Source organism: Sunxiuqinia dokdonensis (assembly GCF_001270965.1).
GTDB lineage: Bacteria > Bacteroidota > Bacteroidia > Bacteroidales > Prolixibacteraceae > Sunxiuqinia > Sunxiuqinia dokdonensis.
The window spans coordinates 1-15,717 of the sequence record NZ_LGIA01000178.1; the positions used below are offsets into that span (position 1 = coordinate 1).

A 15,717-nucleotide genomic window follows, 5' to 3' on the forward strand; every position below is an offset into this window, starting at 1 on the left:
TTGTTTTTTATTTTAAAGGTTTCCAGATAATTAATGGGCTCTCGAATTCAGATGCTTTCAGAATTCCGGTGTTGCCTGTAAAAGTGTGTATTAACGCAGGAGGCAGCATGACTGGCTTTTCTGGGTCATGGTTCACTTGGGTAAAAAATGCGTGTTCGTTGTGGTTTGAAAATCGTTGAACGTTGTGCCGGGAGTCCTTTGTTTTGAGAAAAACATTATCAGATTGAGAAAGAAATTCACTTTTTAAAAGGAAACTCTGCGGTTGATGCGGTCTGGCTTTGATTCCCTCCGATTCAGAAATTGAACTTTTGTTATTCATTTATACAGAGTAGTTTATTGTGGCCTGAGCTGGCTTGCCTGTTTTTGCTTGCTGTGTACTGTTCAGCTAAGTCACTGCATCTTGGAATCGTTTTTGGAACAGTAGAGGTACCAAACTTTAAAATAAAGGAAAAATGAAAACTTCAAGATTAACAACTTTCTCAGCAATGTTTTTATCGCTGTGTTTAATTCTGGCTTCGTGTAACAGTTCAAGAACCTTAAAAGGTGGCGCGATTGGCGCTGGTGCTGGTGGTGTCTTGGGTGGAGTAATCGGATCAAAATCCGATAATACGGCTAAAGGAGCTATTCTGGGAGCGGTCATTGGTGGTACAGCGGGAGCCTTGGTTGGTAAATATATGGACAAGCAGGCGGAGGAACTCGAACGTGATTTGGAAGGCGCTACTGTTGAGCGGATCGGGGAGGGGATTAAAATTACTTTCGACTCGGGAATTTTGTTCGGTTTTGACTCGTCGACATTGACTGCGACCTCGAAGCAAAATATCAATGAACTGGCGGAAACCTTGAAGAAGTACGAGGATACCGAAATCCTGATTGAAGGTCATACCGATAGTAAGGGGAGTGAAGAATACAACCAAAGCTTGTCGGAGCGAAGAGCCGGGTCGGTTGGCGATTTGTTGGTGAGCACGGGTGTGGCCGGAAACCGGATTACACAAGTTGGGTATGGCGAAATGCAACCCATTGCTGACAACGAAACTGATTACGGACGCAGCCAGAATCGGCGTGTTGAAGTGGCTATTTTTGCCAACGATAAATTGAAAAGAGCAGCGAAACGAGGAGATATTGGTGAACTGGAGAGTGAATAAAATATTCTAACCCTTTAAAATGTAGAAATATGAAACGAATGAAAAGATTAATCATACTATCAAGTGTATTATGTTTGCTGGTCAGTCCGGCGATAATGGCGCAAGAGTCGGTCACCGGAATTAAAGGTGGTTTGAACTTATCGAGTTTAACCACCGATGGCAACGATGATAAAAACCTGAAACTGGGCTTTCATGCAGGTTTGTATAATAAAATTGCGATAAGCGAAAGCTTTGCCATTCAGCCGGAGTTGTTGTATTCGGTAAAAGGAATGAAACTCGATTACGACAATAGCACCATGGCGGATGGGGAAACCAAGTTCAACCTGAATTACATTGATTTGCCTGTGAAACTGGTTTTCAATTTATCCGAAGATTTTGAGTTCCAGGCTGGTCCGTATATTAGCTATTTGGTCAATGCCAACCTGGATACCAACGCCGAAGTGCTGGATTATTTTCAGATTGACTCGGAAGATGAAGTTGATCGGAAAAACTTTAATACGCTGGATTACGGACTTTCTTTCGGCCTGGGCTTTGACTTACAATCCGTCTTAATCGGTTTTAACTACAATCTTGGTTTAAACCAAGTGGCTAAGGACGATGAACCTTCTTACGACTTGCTTGGAGACGCAAAAAACAGCGTGATTCAGGTGTATGCCGCCCTGAGATTTTAACCCTAAAAATTCGATGTCATGTTACGTTTAGTGATCCTGTTTTTTATTATTGCCCTGGTGGCAGCCATTTTTGGTTTTGGAGGAATTGCCGCCGGTGCTGCCGGAATTGCCAAAATTATCTTTTTCATCTTTATCGTTTTGCTCCTTTTGTCAATTATTGGAGGAGGAATTCGCGGATGGAGGTAAAATACGGATGATGTAATTACCGGAATTGTGAGACAAAAAAAAAGAGGCTGCCTTTTCAAGTAGTCTCTTTTCTTTTAAACTATTTTATGAACCATCTCTCCCGATTTTTTTTCAGTTATCCGGGCTTGAACGGTTTTATTTCATTTGCTTCACTTTAACAGCGGTTGGTCCTTTTTGTCCCATTTCTACTTCGAAACTAACCAGGTTACCTTCTTTAATGTCTTCCAGCACATTGTTGATATGCACAAACACACTTTCTTTCGTTTCCGAATCCCGAATAAATCCGTAGCCTTTTGAATCATTGAAAAAAGTTACCGTTCCTTTCCGTACTGGATCAACTTCCTCATTGGGATCGCTCTTCGGAACACTGACCTCAATGTCTTCCAAGTTAACTTCTTCCTTTTTCGATGGATCGGGTGGCGTATCGGTAATGTTACCATGTTCGTCAACGTAAGCGATCATGTCATCCAAACTGCCTGATTTTTCGTTGTCTTTTCTGGCTAATCGCTTCTTTTCTTTGTCTTTTCGCTTTTTTTCTTTCTTGTTTCGTACTTCTTTTTTATTAAATGTCTCTTGAGATCTACCCATAAATTCTGTTTATATTAATTGATATTGAATACTTGTACTATTTGTTTGCCTGCCTACGCACGAATTGCAAATAAGGTTTCCCGTTTTGTAAGCAGTGCTGGCAATTTGCAACAATAAAATGAGGTGAAAAAAAATATCCTCATGGTTAAGATCAAAAAAAGAAACCAATGGTGAACGACTTAAAAGGGTGGGTCTGATTCTGTTAGCACTGTTTTTGAGTCCGAAATATCGGCTAAGTTACAATTTTATTTGATTGAATAATAATTTGCGGTATTTCGGATCCTGTAAATTAACACTGCGATGGCGATCGGCTTTTGTTCAAGCAATCCAGTCATGGTTTAGTGTCAGTGGTCTGCATCGTGTGTTTTCGTCGAATCCGCAACCAGGCGGTTAATGCCTTTCAGCTCTTTTGCTGTCAGGTGGCGCCATTTACCAACCGGAACATCCAAGGAAACATTCATAATTCGCACGCGTTTTAGCTTGACGACCTCGTAGTTTAAGTACTCGCACATGCGGCGGATTTGCCGGTTGAGGCCTTGGGTTAGAATGATTCTAAATTGGTGCGAGTCAATTTGTTCGACTTCGCATGGGCGTGTCACCGTATCCAAAATTGGGATTCCACTGCCCATCTTGCGGATAAATTCGTTGGTGATGGGCTTGTTCACGGTTACGAGGTACTCTTTTTCGTGGTTGTTTCGGGCGCGCAATATCTTGTTGACGATGTCGCCGTCGTTGGTTAAGAAAATCAGCCCTTCGCTTGGTTTGTCGAGCCGCCCGATTGGGAAAATCCGCTTGGGATAGTTGATGTATTCAATAATGTTATTCTTTTCAACCCGGGTGTCGGTGGTACAAACAATACCCACCGGCTTGTTGAAGGCCAAATAAACCGGCTTGTCTTTGGGATCCGAAATCAGTTTTCCGTCCACCCGGATTTCATCTTCGGGGCTGACTTTGGTGCCCATTTCCGGCACGGCTCCGTTAACCGTAATCCGGCCTGCGTCAATCAGTTTGTCTGCTTTCCGGCGTGAGCAATAGCCCACTTCGCTTAAATATTTGTTGATTCGTGTTGTCTGAGTCACTTTTTTTCGTTGTTTTTATTTTAGAACAAGCTTCCTGCCGTTGGGTTTGATTCAGCCGAAGCTGCCAACGAAGCAGCGAGCCTTTTTCGTACCGAAAGATAAGTTAAAAGATTCTTCGTTTAAATTCGGAACAGCAAATGGCAGTTGCCGTGGCCACATTGAGTGATTCGGAACCCGAGTTTCCGGAGGCAAATGAAGGGATGTGAATCTTTTGACTGATTTTTTCCGCGAGGCTTGGTGAAATGCCATTGCCTTCGTTGCCCATGACCAAGATGGCTTGTGGAGCAAGTGCTGAGATGTATATGTTTTCGCCTTCGAGGAAAGTGCCGTAAACCGGCAGCTGGTTTGCCAGTGCCTGTTCAATCATTTCATTCAGGTTGAGGTAGTTGACCTGAACCCTGAAAATAGCTCCCATGCTGGCTTGAATCACTTTTGGGTTGTAGCAGTCAACTGAGTTTTCGGAACACAGCACCTGTTTTATTCCAAACCAGTCGGCTATGCGGATAATGGTTCCGAGATTTCCGGGATCCTGTATGAAATCGAGCGCCAACGAAAATTCGCCGGTAAGCTTGGCGATTGACCAGGACCGGTCGGGCATTTCAACAATAGCCAGTGCTTCCTGCGGTGTTTTGAGTTGACTGGCCTTTTTGAGTTCGGCTTCGTTGCATTCAATTACTTCGCTTGCCGAAGCCGCTGCGGGTGCGTGACTTGATAAAAAGTCGGATGTGGCCACCAATAACTTCACCAAGAAACCCGACGACAAAGCTTCAAGCACGACTTTATTCCCTTCAACCAAAAATACACCTTCCTGTTCGCGCGTTTTTTTTCGACTGAGCGATTGAATGAATTTTATTTTGTTTTTACTTAGCATGGTGGTTGGCAAACAATTTGTAAAAATAAAAACCCTATTCGATTTGTTTGCGTTCGATAGTGTTTATTTTTGTTGAAATTCCTAGATCCGGTTGAGAAATGAGAAAAGAGCGTCTGTTTAAAATACTGATTGGCCTGTTGGTGGCCGTTAACCTTTTCTCGTGTTCTCCGACCAAATTTGTGCCGGAAGGAAAGTATTTGCTCAACGATACCGATATCCGAATTGACAATAACACCATTAGCAAAGAACAACTACAAGCACAAATCAGGCAAAAGGAAAACCTGAAAATACTGGGGTTCATCAAATTTCATCTGGGCTTGTACAACTTGTCTTCCGCAAAAAAGGAAGAAGGTTGGTTTAAGCGAATTGGCGAGGCTCCCGTCATTTATGATGACTACATGACTGAGCGTTCGAAAGAGCAGCTTAAGCTGTATTTGAAAAACAAGGGATATTACGATGCTTCCGTTTCCGGGCAGCTCACTGTGAAAGAGAAAAAGCAAAAGGTAGATTTGGTTTACACCATAGAAGCTGGAGAACCTTACCGGATACGAAATTATGATTATCGATTTGTTGACCGAGGTGTTGAATCTTTGATTTTATCGGATACGGCCAGTCAACTCGCTGGACCAGGAGAAATATTTGACGTGGATGTGCTGAATGCGGAACGCCAGCGTATGGCGAATCTTTTGAAAGATCATGGGTATTTTGATTTTTCGGCGGAGCACATTTCATACCAGGCTGACAGTGCTTTGATGAACAGGCAGGTTGACTTAACCGTTCAGATTGCCGATGACGATTTGGAAGACGAGCTGGAGCCGATAAAGCCCCACAGAAAATTTATTGTCCGTTCGTTTCAGATCACGCCCGATTTTGTTCCTCCTCAGCTGAGTGGCAACAGGCCGTTGATGGAACAGGACAGTTTGAAGAATTTCCCTTACACGTTTTACTATCAGGATCAGTTGAAATATAAGCCCGAGCTTTTTTATGCCGTTAATCGCATGGAGGACAGCCTGTACTATTCGCAGAAGAACGTTGAGCGGACCTACCGGTCGCTGGTTCAGCTGCGCCAGTTTCGGGTGGTCAACCTGAATTTTGATGAAGTGCCTGATTTGGGAAACGATTCAATTGGCGTACTCGACAGTAAATTTCAATTGTCAGCCCTTCCCCGGCAAGGATTTTCGGTTGATTTGGATGGGACCAACTCGTCGGGAAATCTGGGGGTCGCCGGTAATCTGAACTATCAACATCGAAACGTTTTTCGGGGAGCAGAAATTTTTAACTTTAATTTAAAGGGGGCCGTAGAGCGACAGCAGACTTTGATTGAAAACAACAACCTGAACTTCAACACCCGGGAAGTTGGGATTGAAGGCTCGCTAACCATTCCAAAATTTTTAAGTCCGCTCAAACGAGGAGCCTTGTTCAGCTACCAGGTGCCGCAAACTGACCTGACACTTGGATTCAACTACCAAAGGCGACCCGACTACACCCGGACCATTACCAATTTCAGGTTTGGCTATAACTGGAAAACCTCTCCCAGTCGCTCTCATTTTTTGAATGTGGTCGATATCAACTATGTCAATCTTTATGAGTTTAATGATGAATTTCTGAATTCGATCCGCGACTTGTATATTAAAAGTAGTTTTACCGACCACCTTATTTTCGCCATGAATTACACGCAGGTGGACAATACGCAGAACCTGAAACGCAGGGACCACTACCGGTATTTCAAATGGTCGTTTGAGTCGGCGGGGAATATGTTGTCGGCTTATTCCAGCATTTTTGACCGACCAAAAGCGAGCATTGTTGACACCATAACCGGGCAGGTGGCAGATTACCATCAAGTACTCGGAAATCGTTTTGCTCAATATTTGAAAGCCGATTTTGAATATCGGTACGGCTATATGATCGACAAGTATAATTCCGTGGTTGCACGCACCTTTGTTGGCGTTGGGTTACCCTACGGAAATTTCGATGTGTTACCATTTGAGAAGAAATATTTTACAGGAGGAGCCAACGGAATCAGAGCCTGGCAGGTTCGTTCGCTGGGGCCTGGAACCTACCATGCGCCTGAGGGAGCCTATCCAAACCAATCGTCGGATATCAAACTGGAAGCCAACCTGGAGTATCGCTACCGTTTTGTATGGCGAATTGAAGGCGCATTTTTTCTCGATGCCGGCAATATTTGGGCAATCAACGAAAAGGATAACCGTTCGGGTGCCCAGTTTAAGTTTGACCAGTTTTATAAGCAAATCGCTCTTGGTACCGGCATGGGGCTGCGTTTCGATTTCACTTACTTTATTTTCAGGCTCGACCTGGGGATGAAACTACGTGATCCGTCGCTTGATGCGGGGAAACGATTCATTGTTGGGAACTATCCAATTTCGGCTGAGCATTTCAACCTGAGTTTTGCGATTGGCTATCCGTTTTAACCTGCATTTAATGTTTGCTGTCCGTTTTTTTGTTTTTTATTCGTAAATTTGCAGCCGATCAAAGATTTGAATTTCAAATTGAAATTATCCTGATTAATTTATTTAATATATAAAAGCTATGAGCGAAAAACTTTTTGATAACATCAAGCCAGGTGTAGTAACCGGAGAAGATGTACAATACATTTTTAAAGTGGCCAAAGAGAATCAATTTGCCATGCCAGCGGTTAATGTCACTACCTCAAGTACAATCAATGCCGTTATGGAGGCCGCAAAAGTGGTTGATTCTCCTGTAATTATTCAGTTCTCGAATGGCGGGGCGCAATACTTTGCAGGCAAAGGGTTGAAATTGGAAGGACAACAGGCCGCGATTGCAGGTGCAGTTGCAGGAGCAAAAACCATTCATCATTTGGCTGAACTATACGGAGTTCGCGTAATTTTGCATACGGACCATGCTGCAAAAAAATTGTTGCCTTGGATTGATGGTTTGCTGGACGCAGGCGAAAAACATTTTGCCGAAACCGGAAAGCCATTGTTCTCTTCTCACATGTTGGACCTGTCAGAAGAACCATTGGAAGAAAACATCGCAATTTGCAAAGAATACCTGGCCCGAATGAGCAAAATAGGTATGACCATCGAAATTGAACTGGGTGTTACCGGCGGTGAAGAAGATGGCGTTGATAATTCAGATGTTGACAATGCTTTGCTTTATACCCAGCCCGAAGAAGTTGCTTACGCGTACGAAGAATTGAGCAAAATTAGCCCGAACTTCACGATTGCAGCATCATTTGGTAATGTACACGGTGTTTACAAACCAGGTAATGTTAAGTTGACTCCGAAAATTTTGGATGCTTCACAAAAATACATCGCTGAAAAATACAAAACTGCAAATTCAAAACCAGTTGATTTCGTATTCCACGGCGGATCAGGTTCTACAGTTGAAGAAATTCGCGAAGCCATTTCTTATGGCGTCATCAAAATGAATATCGATACTGATACGCAATGGGCTTATTGGGAGGGTGTTCGTGCATTCGAAGCTAAAAACCATGATTACCTGCAAGGCCAAATTGGTAATCCTGATGGCGAAGACAAACCGAATAAAAAATACTACGATCCACGGGTTTGGTTGCGTGCTGCGGAAGAAGCAGAAATTGCCCGTTTGAAAGTTGCATTTGAAGATTTGAACTGCATCGGAAGAAGCTAATTCAAACAAATGAAATTTAAAGCCCTTCAATTTTGGAGGGCTTTTTTTATGCCTTGTTTTTTGCGCCATTCGTTGTTGTTTTGTTGAAAGGAATAAAAATATTTTGCATTTTTGCCGCCTTATAAACAGGATTGAAAGCTAAAAGCAGCAAATTCTATTGATTTAAAACCTAAAGTCTATGTCTGGAATACCGACTTCCCGTGATTCATTTGGAAGCAAGTTTGGCGTTATTGCTGCAACAGCTGGTTCTGCTATTGGTTTGGGGAACATTTGGCGTTTTCCCTATGTGGTTGGCGAAAACGGTGGTGGAGCTTTTCTAATCATTTACCTGGCTTTTGTTGTAGCTATTGGCTTGCCGGTTATGCTGTCCGAGTTTGTTATTGGGCGGAGCTCCCAACGCAACGCCTTTGGTGCCTTTAAAGTGCTGGCACCGGGCAAACCGTGGTACCTCGTAGGCTTGATGGGAGTGGTTGCCGCTTTTATGATTTTGTCTTTTTATACCGCGGTGGCAGGCTGGACCCTGGAGTACATTTATCAATCGTTCGCCAATGGTTTTTCTGGCAAATCTGCCGACGAACTATCGCTCATGTTTACCGAATTCAGGAGTGACAGCTGGCGCCCGTTACTTTGGTTTTTCGTCTTTATGGGCTTAACTGCACTGGTTATTATTTCCGGCGTGAAAAATGGAATTGAGAAGTATACAAAAATCCTGATGCCGATTTTATTGTTGATTCTCATTGTTTTGTGTGTTCGCTCGGTCACCTTGGAAGGAGCCAGGGGCGGGCTGGAGTTTTTGTTTAAACCCGATTTTTCGAAAATTACTGCACGGACCGTGCTGGAGGCTCTTGGACAGGCGTTCTTCTCGCTGAGCATTGGCATGGGGACGCTAATCACTTATTCTTCTTATATCAATAAAAGGGAACCTCTGGGCTCCATTTCCTTCTCGGTAGCTTTTGCCGATACTTTGATTGCAGTGATGGCCGGGATTGCGATATTTCCGGCGGTGTTTGCCTTTGGTATCGAGCCTGGATCGGGCGAAGGTTTGGTGTACATCACCCTGCCCAATATCTTTCAGCAAATGGCCGGAGGCTATATCTTTTCGTTATTGTTTTTTCTGCTTTTAGGGGTTGCTGCCCTCACTTCGACCATTTCGGTCCTCGAAGTCATTGTCGCTTACTTTGTTGAAGAGTTGAGGCTCAGCCGTAAAAAAGCCACCTGGCTGGCAACGGCTTCGGTTTCTGTTCTCGGAATTATGTGTAGCCTGTCGTGGGGGGCCATGGAGGGCATCCGGATTTTTGGAATGAATGTATTTGGCTTGCTCGATTATCTTTCGGCCAATGTATTCCTGCCTTTGGGCGGATTGCTGATTGTTGTGTTTGTTGGCTGGGTGCTGGGTAAGCAAAAGGCCAAAGCAGAATTGTCGAATGACGGGCTTTTGAAAGCAGTTTACTTCCCGGCCTTCTTTATGGTTGTCAAATTTATTGCACCCATTGCCATCGCCTTGGTCTTTCTGCAACAGATTGGCCTCATAAGTCTATAGTGTTTACTCCGGATTTCATTTGTCATTTTATTTTTTTTCGGTTGATTTTACCGGACCTGTTTTTTTACCGGATTTTTTGTTGTAATTTTTGAAATGATTTTGTTAATGAATTCATTTTCGCCCTGCCAATCATTTTAAAAAGGAAACAACTGTGAGATTTAGGGAAATTATCCGCGATTATTTTACGTTCACCAGGAATGAACGGATCGGCTTGACGATTTTGCTTTTTCTGATCCTGGTTGCTTTTGCCGCAAATCAGTTGGTGTTTTATTTTGAAAAGCCCGGAAAGGCCGATCAGGAAAAATTTAAACAGTTGCTGGCTATGCTGGAGCAGAAGCAAGAAAATGAACGTGCCCGGTTCCGGTTGCGTGGATCGCTTTTTCACTTCAACCCCAACACCATCGATAGTCTTGCCCTGGATAGTTTGCAACTTCCATTCTATGTCAAGAAAAACCTGTTGGCGTATCGTGCCAAGGGAGGCCGATTTTATGCTGATGCCGACTTTCGCAAAATCTACGGGATGAATGATTCAGTTTTTGAAGCCATCAAGCCTTACCTTCAGTTGGACAAGAGAAAACCGACGATATACGCTTCTGAAAGGAAGCCTGAGCAGCCATTATCTTCGATTCTTGAACCCGGAGTCAAGGAACCTGCCCGGCCTGCGATTCAACCGATAGAAATCAATGCTGCAACGGCAGCGGAACTGAAAACCTTGTATGGGATTGGCGACGTGTTATCGTCGCGGATTATCAAGTATCGAGACCTGCTGGGCGGTTTTTCAACCCTTGAGCAGCTGCATGAAGTTTACGGGCTGAAACCGGAAACCATTGAAAACATTCTTCCGTATCTGAAACTGGATACTGGCCAGGTGAAGCAGATTAATGTGAATTTTGCTGAGCCCGATGAACTGGCGCGACATCCATACGTGTCATGGGATGCGGCCAAGGCAATCGTCGATTTCCGTTCAGGGAATGGATTTATGAATGACCTTCAAGCCATACGATTAAATAAGCTGATGAGTGAAGAAGAGTTTCAGAAGATTTACCCTTATTTGAAAACCAAAAATTGAATGTCGTTGTTTCTTTTAGTACGTTTTTGAAGGTTTGTGATTTTAAATTTGAAATTTCTCAAGATTAATTTGATTAATACCATAGAATTCATAAATTTGCGGCTCGAAATTTAAACAGTTAAAAATATAATTATATGATCGTTATTCCGGTTAAAGAAGGCGAAAATATCGAAAGAGCCCTTAAGAGATTTAAAAGAAAGTTTGAAAAAACTGGCGTGATTAAAGAGTTACGTGGAAGACAAGCCTTCACGAAACCTTCAGTTGAAAGACGAGCTGAGGTGAAAAAGGCTATCTATATTGAACAGATGCAACGCGAAGAAGACTAAATTTATTTAGCCGATTCCTGTTGCAGCATAAACACGTTTTTTAATGGCCTACCGGGAATCATTTCTGAAATATTTGCAATTCGAGAAAAGGTGTTCACTGAATACCATTGTGGCATACCGAAAAGACCTCGATCAGTTTGAAGAGTTTGTTTTCAAAACGGTCGGGGATTTTAACGTTTTGGCGGTGGATACTAAATTGATCCGAAGTTGGATCGTTGACTTGATGAGCCGCGGAATCGCAGCGAAATCAGTCAACCGAAAAATAACGGCTCTCAAGTCGTTTTTCAAGTTTTTGCTACGGCAGGAGTTGATTGAAGTGAGTCCCGCTGAAGGTGTCATTACGCCAAAGGTTCCCAAACGGCTTCCAATCTTTGTTGACGAAAATAGTTTGCACCACTTGCTGGATGATGGCTATTTTCAATCCGACTTTGAAGGAATTCGGGATAAACTGATTTTGAGTTTATTTTATGGCACCGGAATTCGCCTTTCAGAATTGATCAATCTTCAACAAAAGCAAATTTTTCAGCATGAACATCTGATTAAAGTACTTGGCAAGAATAGCAAAGAGCGGGTGGTCCCATATCCTCGTAGTTTGAATACCTTGATTGAAGAATATATCTTGATTCGAAATGCAACGTGGGGAGAAGTTGCTTCTTACTTTTTTTTGACTTCAAAGGGGAAAAAGGTCTACGAAAAGTTAGTTTATCGTGTGGTGAAAAAGTATCTTGCACTAGTAACAACACTGGAGAAAAAGAGTCCACACGTGCTTCGACATAGTTTTGCAACACACTTGTTGAATCACGGGGCTGATTTAAATGCCGTTAAAGAATTGTTGGGACATAGTAATTTGGCTGCAACGCAAATCTATACCCATACAACAACGGATAAACTTCAAAGCGTATATAAACAAGCTCATCCAAGAGCCTAAATTTAGAGGAGGAAAAATTATGAACATTAATTTGAATGCCGTTCATTTTACACCAGATCAAAAATTGGTAGATTTTGCCAATAAAAAACTAAATAAGTTGGATACCTTTTTTGAAGGTATTATATCAGCCGAATTAATATTGAAAGTTTTGAAGCCAGAGACTGCAGATAATAAAATTGCAGAGATCAAACTTTCGATTCCTGCAAATGGATATTTGTTCGCCAAAAAAGAAGCGGATACCTTTGAAGAAGCGATTGATTTAGCCATTGATGCAATTCGCCGCCAGCTCACGAAATTCAAGGAAAAACTGAAGGAAAAATAATTTCAAAAAAAGGGTGAATTCTTGTGAATTCATTAAAAATATTTATACATTTGCAAACCCTTTTTGGACAAGTCTCTGATTAGTCAGAGCTTATAGCATGGAAAGCCTCGATAAACATACGAACAAAGCGTTTGCCGAGGTTTTAACTTGGAGAAAAGGCGAGTTAATGTTGCCGAATTAGCTCAGTTGGCCAGAGCACGTGATTTGTAATCTCGGGGTCCTCAGTTCGAATCTGAGATTCGGCTCAAACAAGGGAGATTCCAAACCCAAATTCCAAATCGTTGGAATTTGAATGATCGGAATTTGTTATTTGAAATTTTTGGGGAGATACCAAAGCGGCCAACTGGGGCAGACTGTAAATCTGCTGTCTTATGACTTCGTAGGTTCGAATCCTGCTCTCCCCACAACAGTGAAATCCCAAAGTACAAAAAATCAAATGCCAAAAATTGGAATTTGAAACATGGAATTTGGAATTTCAAAATTTGCGGGAGTAGCTCAGTTGATAGAGCATTAGCCTTCCAAGCTAAGGGTCGCGAGTTTGAATCTCGTCTCCCGCTCAAATTTTAACAACGAAGATATTCGTTGCCGGGGTAGCTCAGGGGTAGAGCGCATCCTTGGTAAGGATGAGGTCACGAGTTCAATTCTCGTCCTCGGCTCAATGATAAATAAATAAAAGATAATTAATAATTACGAGTTATGGCTAAAGCACATTTTAATAGGGACAAAGACCATGTGAACATTGGTACTATCGGCCACGTTGACCACGGTAAAACAACCCTAACAGCTGCTATTACAACTGTATTAGCAAAAAAAGGTTTCTGTGAAATTAAATCATTCGATTCAATTGACAGTGCACCAGAAGAAAAAGAGCGTGGTATTACTATTAATACAGCTCACGTTGAGTACGAAACTGCAACACGTCACTATGCGCACGTTGACTGTCCTGGACACGCCGACTACGTGAAGAACATGGTAACTGGTGCTGCCCAGATGGACGGTGCCATTATCGTAGTTGCTGCAACCGACGGTCCTATGCCTCAAACACGCGAACACATCTTGTTGGCTCGTCAGGTAAACGTACCAAGATTGGTTGTTTTCATGAACAAAGTTGACATGGTTGAAGATCCGGAATTGTTGGAACTTGTTGAAATGGAAATCCGCGAATTGCTTGATTTCTACGAATTCGACGGTGACAATGCTCCTGTAATTCAAGGTTCTGCACTTGGTGCACTGAATGGTGAGCCAGAGTGGGAAGAAAAAGTTCTTGAGTTGATGGAAGCTTGCGATACTTGGATTCCACTGCCTCCACGTGATGTAGACAAGCCATTCCTGATGCCGGTTGAAGATGTATTCTCAATCACAGGTCGTGGTACTGTTGCTACTGGCCGTATCGAAACTGGTGTTGTTCACACAGGTGATGAACTTCAGTTGATCGGTTTAGGTGCAGAAGGTCGCAAAACAGTTTGTACTGGTGTTGAAATGTTCCGTAAGATTTTGGACGACGGCCAGGCTGGTGACAACGTAGGTTTGTTGCTTCGTGGTGTTGACAAAAAAGAAATCAAACGTGGGCAAATTTTGGCTAAGCCAGGTTCAATCACTCCTCACACAAAATTCAAAGCTGAGGTTTATGTATTGAAGAAAGAAGAAGGTGGTCGTCACACGCCATTCCACAACAAGTACCGTCCTCAGTTCTACTTGCGTACGCTTGACGTAACAGGTGAGATTACGCTGGAAGAAGGTCGCGAGATGGTAATGCCAGGTGACAACGTAACCATTACTGTTAACTTGATTTATCCGGTAGCATTGAACACTGGTCTTCGTTTCGCAATCCGCGAAGGTGGGCGTACCGTTGGTGCCGGTCAGGTAACTGAAATTCTTGAGTAACACAAGATAAAATAACCAAGAGATGTCCCGGACCTTTTTTGGGGTCCGGGATTCTTTGCGGATGTAACTCAGTAGGGAGTATTTATACAAGTATAACAGCAGGTTCGACTCTTGCCATCCGACCAACGCAAACTAAAAAAAGAGAATGAAACTTAAAATCTATATCGAAGAAGCTTATAATGAGCTTGTTCATAAAGTTTCCTGGCCAACTTGGAAAGAGTTGCAAAACAGTGCATTTGTAGTAATGGTTGCTTCCTTTATAATAGCACTTATTGTATTCGTAATGGACATCTCGTTTGAGAACATTATGGACTTTGTGTACAGTTTATTTTATTAATACGATTGGAGATCGACATGAGCGAAATTGTAAAAAAATGGTATGTTCTTAGAACCGTCGGAGGAAAAGAGAAGAAGGTTAAAGAATATATCGAAAGCGAAATTGCAAATGCAGGACTTCAAGAGTATGTTTCACAGGTATTGATACCAACAGAAAAGGTATACCAAATCCGTAACGGGAAAAAAGTAAGCAAAGAGCGTAGCTTCTTTCCTGGTTATTTATTGATTGAGGCTGCTCTGGTCGGTGAGATTCCCCACATGTTGAAAAATTTTACCAACGTGATCGGATTCTTAGGTGACACCAAAGGAGGAGACCCAGTTCCAATACGGCAGTCGGAAGTTAACCGGATTCTAGGTCGGGTTGACGAAATGGCCGAAAATGCCGAGGAGATGAATATCCCTTATGTGATTGGAGAAACTGTGAAAGTAAGTGACGGTCCTTTTAACGGATTCAATGGAATCATTGAAGAAATCAATGAGGAAAAGAAAAAGTTGAAAGTGATGGTCAAAATTTTTGGACGTAAAACACCCTTGGAACTTAGCTTTATGCAAGTTGAAAAGGAGTAGTTAAATTTTTATTGATTTTATTATGGCTAAAGAAGTTGCTGGATTAATTAAATTACAAATTAAGGGGGGTGCAGCTAACCCTTCACCTCCGGTAGGACCAGCATTAGGTGCCAAAGGGGTTAATATTATGCAGTTCTGCAAACAGTTCAACGGGCGGACACAAGACCTTGCCGGAAAAGTGCTCCCTGTTATCATTACTGTTTACGCAGATAAATCGTTTGATTTTGTAATTAAACAACCCCCAGTAGCCATCCAATTGCTCGAAGCCGCTAAGTTGAAATCAGGATCAGCTGAACCACACGTAAAAAAAGTGGGTAAAGTAAGCTGGGATCAGGTAAAACAGATTGCAGAATCTAAGATGTCTGATTTGAACTGTTTCACAGTGGAATCTGCTATGAAAATGGTTGCTGGTACTGCCAGAAGCATGGGAATTAACGTAACAGGTAAGTTTCCATCAAATAACTAATTAAAATTTTAAAGATGGGCAGAATTACAAAAAATAAAAAGCTTGCTCAGGAGGATCTACTCCAAGACGGACATCCATGTCAACCGAGGCATCGAACTTGGTAAATGAAATT

17 protein-coding genes and 4 tRNA genes are annotated in these 15,717 nt (G+C 42.5%); 18 read left to right on the plus strand and 3 right to left on the minus strand.

All coding sequences use genetic code 11. From position 1 onward, the window contains the following. Positions 1 to 452 precede the first annotated feature (452 nt). Genes NC99_RS15705 through NC99_RS21665 form a run of 3 tightly spaced genes read left to right on the plus strand, consistent with a single transcriptional unit; the run spans position 453 to position 1,999 of the window. Positions 453 to 1,142 carry an OmpA family protein gene (locus NC99_RS15705; RefSeq protein WP_053185747.1) on the plus strand — a complete coding sequence of 230 codons (690 nt, stop codon included), beginning with the start codon at positions 453 to 455 and terminating at the stop codon, positions 1,140 to 1,142. A gap of 29 nt (positions 1,143 to 1,171) precedes the next feature. Next, positions 1,172 to 1,813, plus strand: coding sequence for a porin family protein (locus NC99_RS15710; protein WP_082326522.1), 642 nt, complete (start codon positions 1,172 to 1,174; stop codon positions 1,811 to 1,813). Between the two features lie 18 nt (positions 1,814 to 1,831). Beyond that, positions 1,832 to 1,999 carry a DUF1328 family protein gene (locus NC99_RS21665; RefSeq protein WP_082326523.1) on the plus strand — a complete coding sequence of 56 codons (168 nt, stop codon included), beginning with the start codon at positions 1,832 to 1,834 and terminating at the stop codon, positions 1,997 to 1,999. Positions 2,000 to 2,134: 135 nt separating this feature from the next. Here NC99_RS21665 and NC99_RS15715 read toward each other — a convergent pair whose 3' ends face one another. The 3 genes from NC99_RS15715 to NC99_RS15725 form a co-directional block, all read right to left on the minus strand. Further along, positions 2,135 to 2,587, minus strand: a complete 453-nt coding sequence (locus NC99_RS15715) for a cold shock domain-containing protein (RefSeq protein WP_053185753.1) — start codon at positions 2,585 to 2,587, stop codon at positions 2,135 to 2,137. A gap of 344 nt (positions 2,588 to 2,931) precedes the next feature. Next, positions 2,932 to 3,666 carry a 23S rRNA pseudouridine(2604) synthase RluF gene (rluF, locus tag NC99_RS15720; protein ID WP_053185756.1) on the minus strand — a complete coding sequence of 245 codons (735 nt, stop codon included), beginning with the start codon at positions 3,664 to 3,666 and terminating at the stop codon, positions 2,932 to 2,934. A gap of 103 nt (positions 3,667 to 3,769) precedes the next feature. Further along, the gene (locus NC99_RS15725; RefSeq protein ID WP_053185759.1) at positions 3,770 to 4,537 is read right to left on the minus strand and encodes a TrmH family RNA methyltransferase; all 768 of its coding nucleotides are present in this window, start codon (positions 4,535 to 4,537) and stop codon (positions 3,770 to 3,772) included. Between the two features lie 98 nt (positions 4,538 to 4,635). On the opposite strand from NC99_RS15725, the gene tamL reads away from it, so the two are divergent. The 15 genes from tamL (at position 4,636) to rplK (ending at position 15,605) form a co-directional block, all read left to right on the plus strand. Then, positions 4,636 to 6,966, plus strand: a complete 2,331-nt coding sequence (gene tamL, locus NC99_RS15730) for a translocation and assembly module lipoprotein TamL (protein WP_053185762.1) — start codon at positions 4,636 to 4,638, stop codon at positions 6,964 to 6,966. A gap of 118 nt (positions 6,967 to 7,084) precedes the next feature. Continuing rightward, entirely contained in the window at positions 7,085 to 8,167 is a 1,083-nt protein-coding gene (fbaA, locus tag NC99_RS15735) for a class II fructose-bisphosphate aldolase (RefSeq protein WP_053185766.1), read from the plus strand. A gap of 178 nt (positions 8,168 to 8,345) precedes the next feature. Beyond that, positions 8,346 to 9,707: a sodium-dependent transporter gene (locus tag NC99_RS15740; RefSeq protein ID WP_053185769.1), complete on the plus strand. Its 1,362-nt coding sequence runs from the start codon at positions 8,346 to 8,348 to the stop codon at positions 9,705 to 9,707. Between the two features lie 151 nt (positions 9,708 to 9,858). Continuing rightward, the gene (locus tag NC99_RS15745) at positions 9,859 to 10,776 is read left to right on the plus strand and encodes a helix-hairpin-helix domain-containing protein (RefSeq protein WP_053185772.1); all 918 of its coding nucleotides are present in this window, start codon (positions 9,859 to 9,861) and stop codon (positions 10,774 to 10,776) included. Positions 10,777 to 10,910: 134 nt separating this feature from the next. Next, positions 10,911 to 11,102, plus strand: coding sequence for a 30S ribosomal protein S21 (gene rpsU, locus NC99_RS15750; RefSeq protein ID WP_053185775.1), 192 nt, complete (start codon positions 10,911 to 10,913; stop codon positions 11,100 to 11,102). A gap of 43 nt (positions 11,103 to 11,145) precedes the next feature. Then, positions 11,146 to 12,030 carry a tyrosine-type recombinase/integrase gene (locus tag NC99_RS15755; RefSeq protein WP_053185778.1) on the plus strand — a complete coding sequence of 295 codons (885 nt, stop codon included), beginning with the start codon at positions 11,146 to 11,148 and terminating at the stop codon, positions 12,028 to 12,030. Between the two features lie 19 nt (positions 12,031 to 12,049). After that, positions 12,050 to 12,352, plus strand: a complete 303-nt coding sequence (hpf, locus tag NC99_RS15760; RefSeq protein ID WP_053185781.1) for a ribosome hibernation-promoting factor, HPF/YfiA family — start codon at positions 12,050 to 12,052, stop codon at positions 12,350 to 12,352. 171 nt (positions 12,353 to 12,523) lie between these two features. Further along, positions 12,524 to 12,597: transfer RNA gene (locus tag NC99_RS15765), tRNA-Thr, on the plus strand. Between the two features lie 76 nt (positions 12,598 to 12,673). After that, positions 12,674 to 12,756 (plus strand) — tRNA-Tyr (locus NC99_RS15770). 80 nt (positions 12,757 to 12,836) lie between these two features. Further along, positions 12,837 to 12,909: transfer RNA gene (locus NC99_RS15775), tRNA-Gly, on the plus strand. 27 nt (positions 12,910 to 12,936) lie between these two features. Next, positions 12,937 to 13,008: transfer RNA gene (locus NC99_RS15780), tRNA-Thr, on the plus strand. Positions 13,009 to 13,048: 40 nt separating this feature from the next. Continuing rightward, complete coding sequence (gene tuf, locus NC99_RS15785; protein ID WP_053185787.1) at positions 13,049 to 14,236, plus strand: elongation factor Tu; 1,188 nt, start codon at positions 13,049 to 13,051, stop codon at positions 14,234 to 14,236. 145 nt (positions 14,237 to 14,381) lie between these two features. Further along, entirely contained in the window at positions 14,382 to 14,573 is a 192-nt protein-coding gene (secE, locus tag NC99_RS15790) for a preprotein translocase subunit SecE (protein ID WP_053185789.1), read from the plus strand. Between the two features lie 17 nt (positions 14,574 to 14,590). After that, the gene (nusG, locus tag NC99_RS15795; RefSeq protein ID WP_053185792.1) at positions 14,591 to 15,139 is read left to right on the plus strand and encodes a transcription termination/antitermination protein NusG; all 549 of its coding nucleotides are present in this window, start codon (positions 14,591 to 14,593) and stop codon (positions 15,137 to 15,139) included. A 22-nt stretch (positions 15,140 to 15,161) separates the two neighbouring features. Continuing rightward, complete coding sequence (gene rplK, locus NC99_RS15800) at positions 15,162 to 15,605, plus strand: 50S ribosomal protein L11 (protein WP_053185795.1); 444 nt, start codon at positions 15,162 to 15,164, stop codon at positions 15,603 to 15,605. Positions 15,606 to 15,717: the final 112 nt, after the last annotated feature.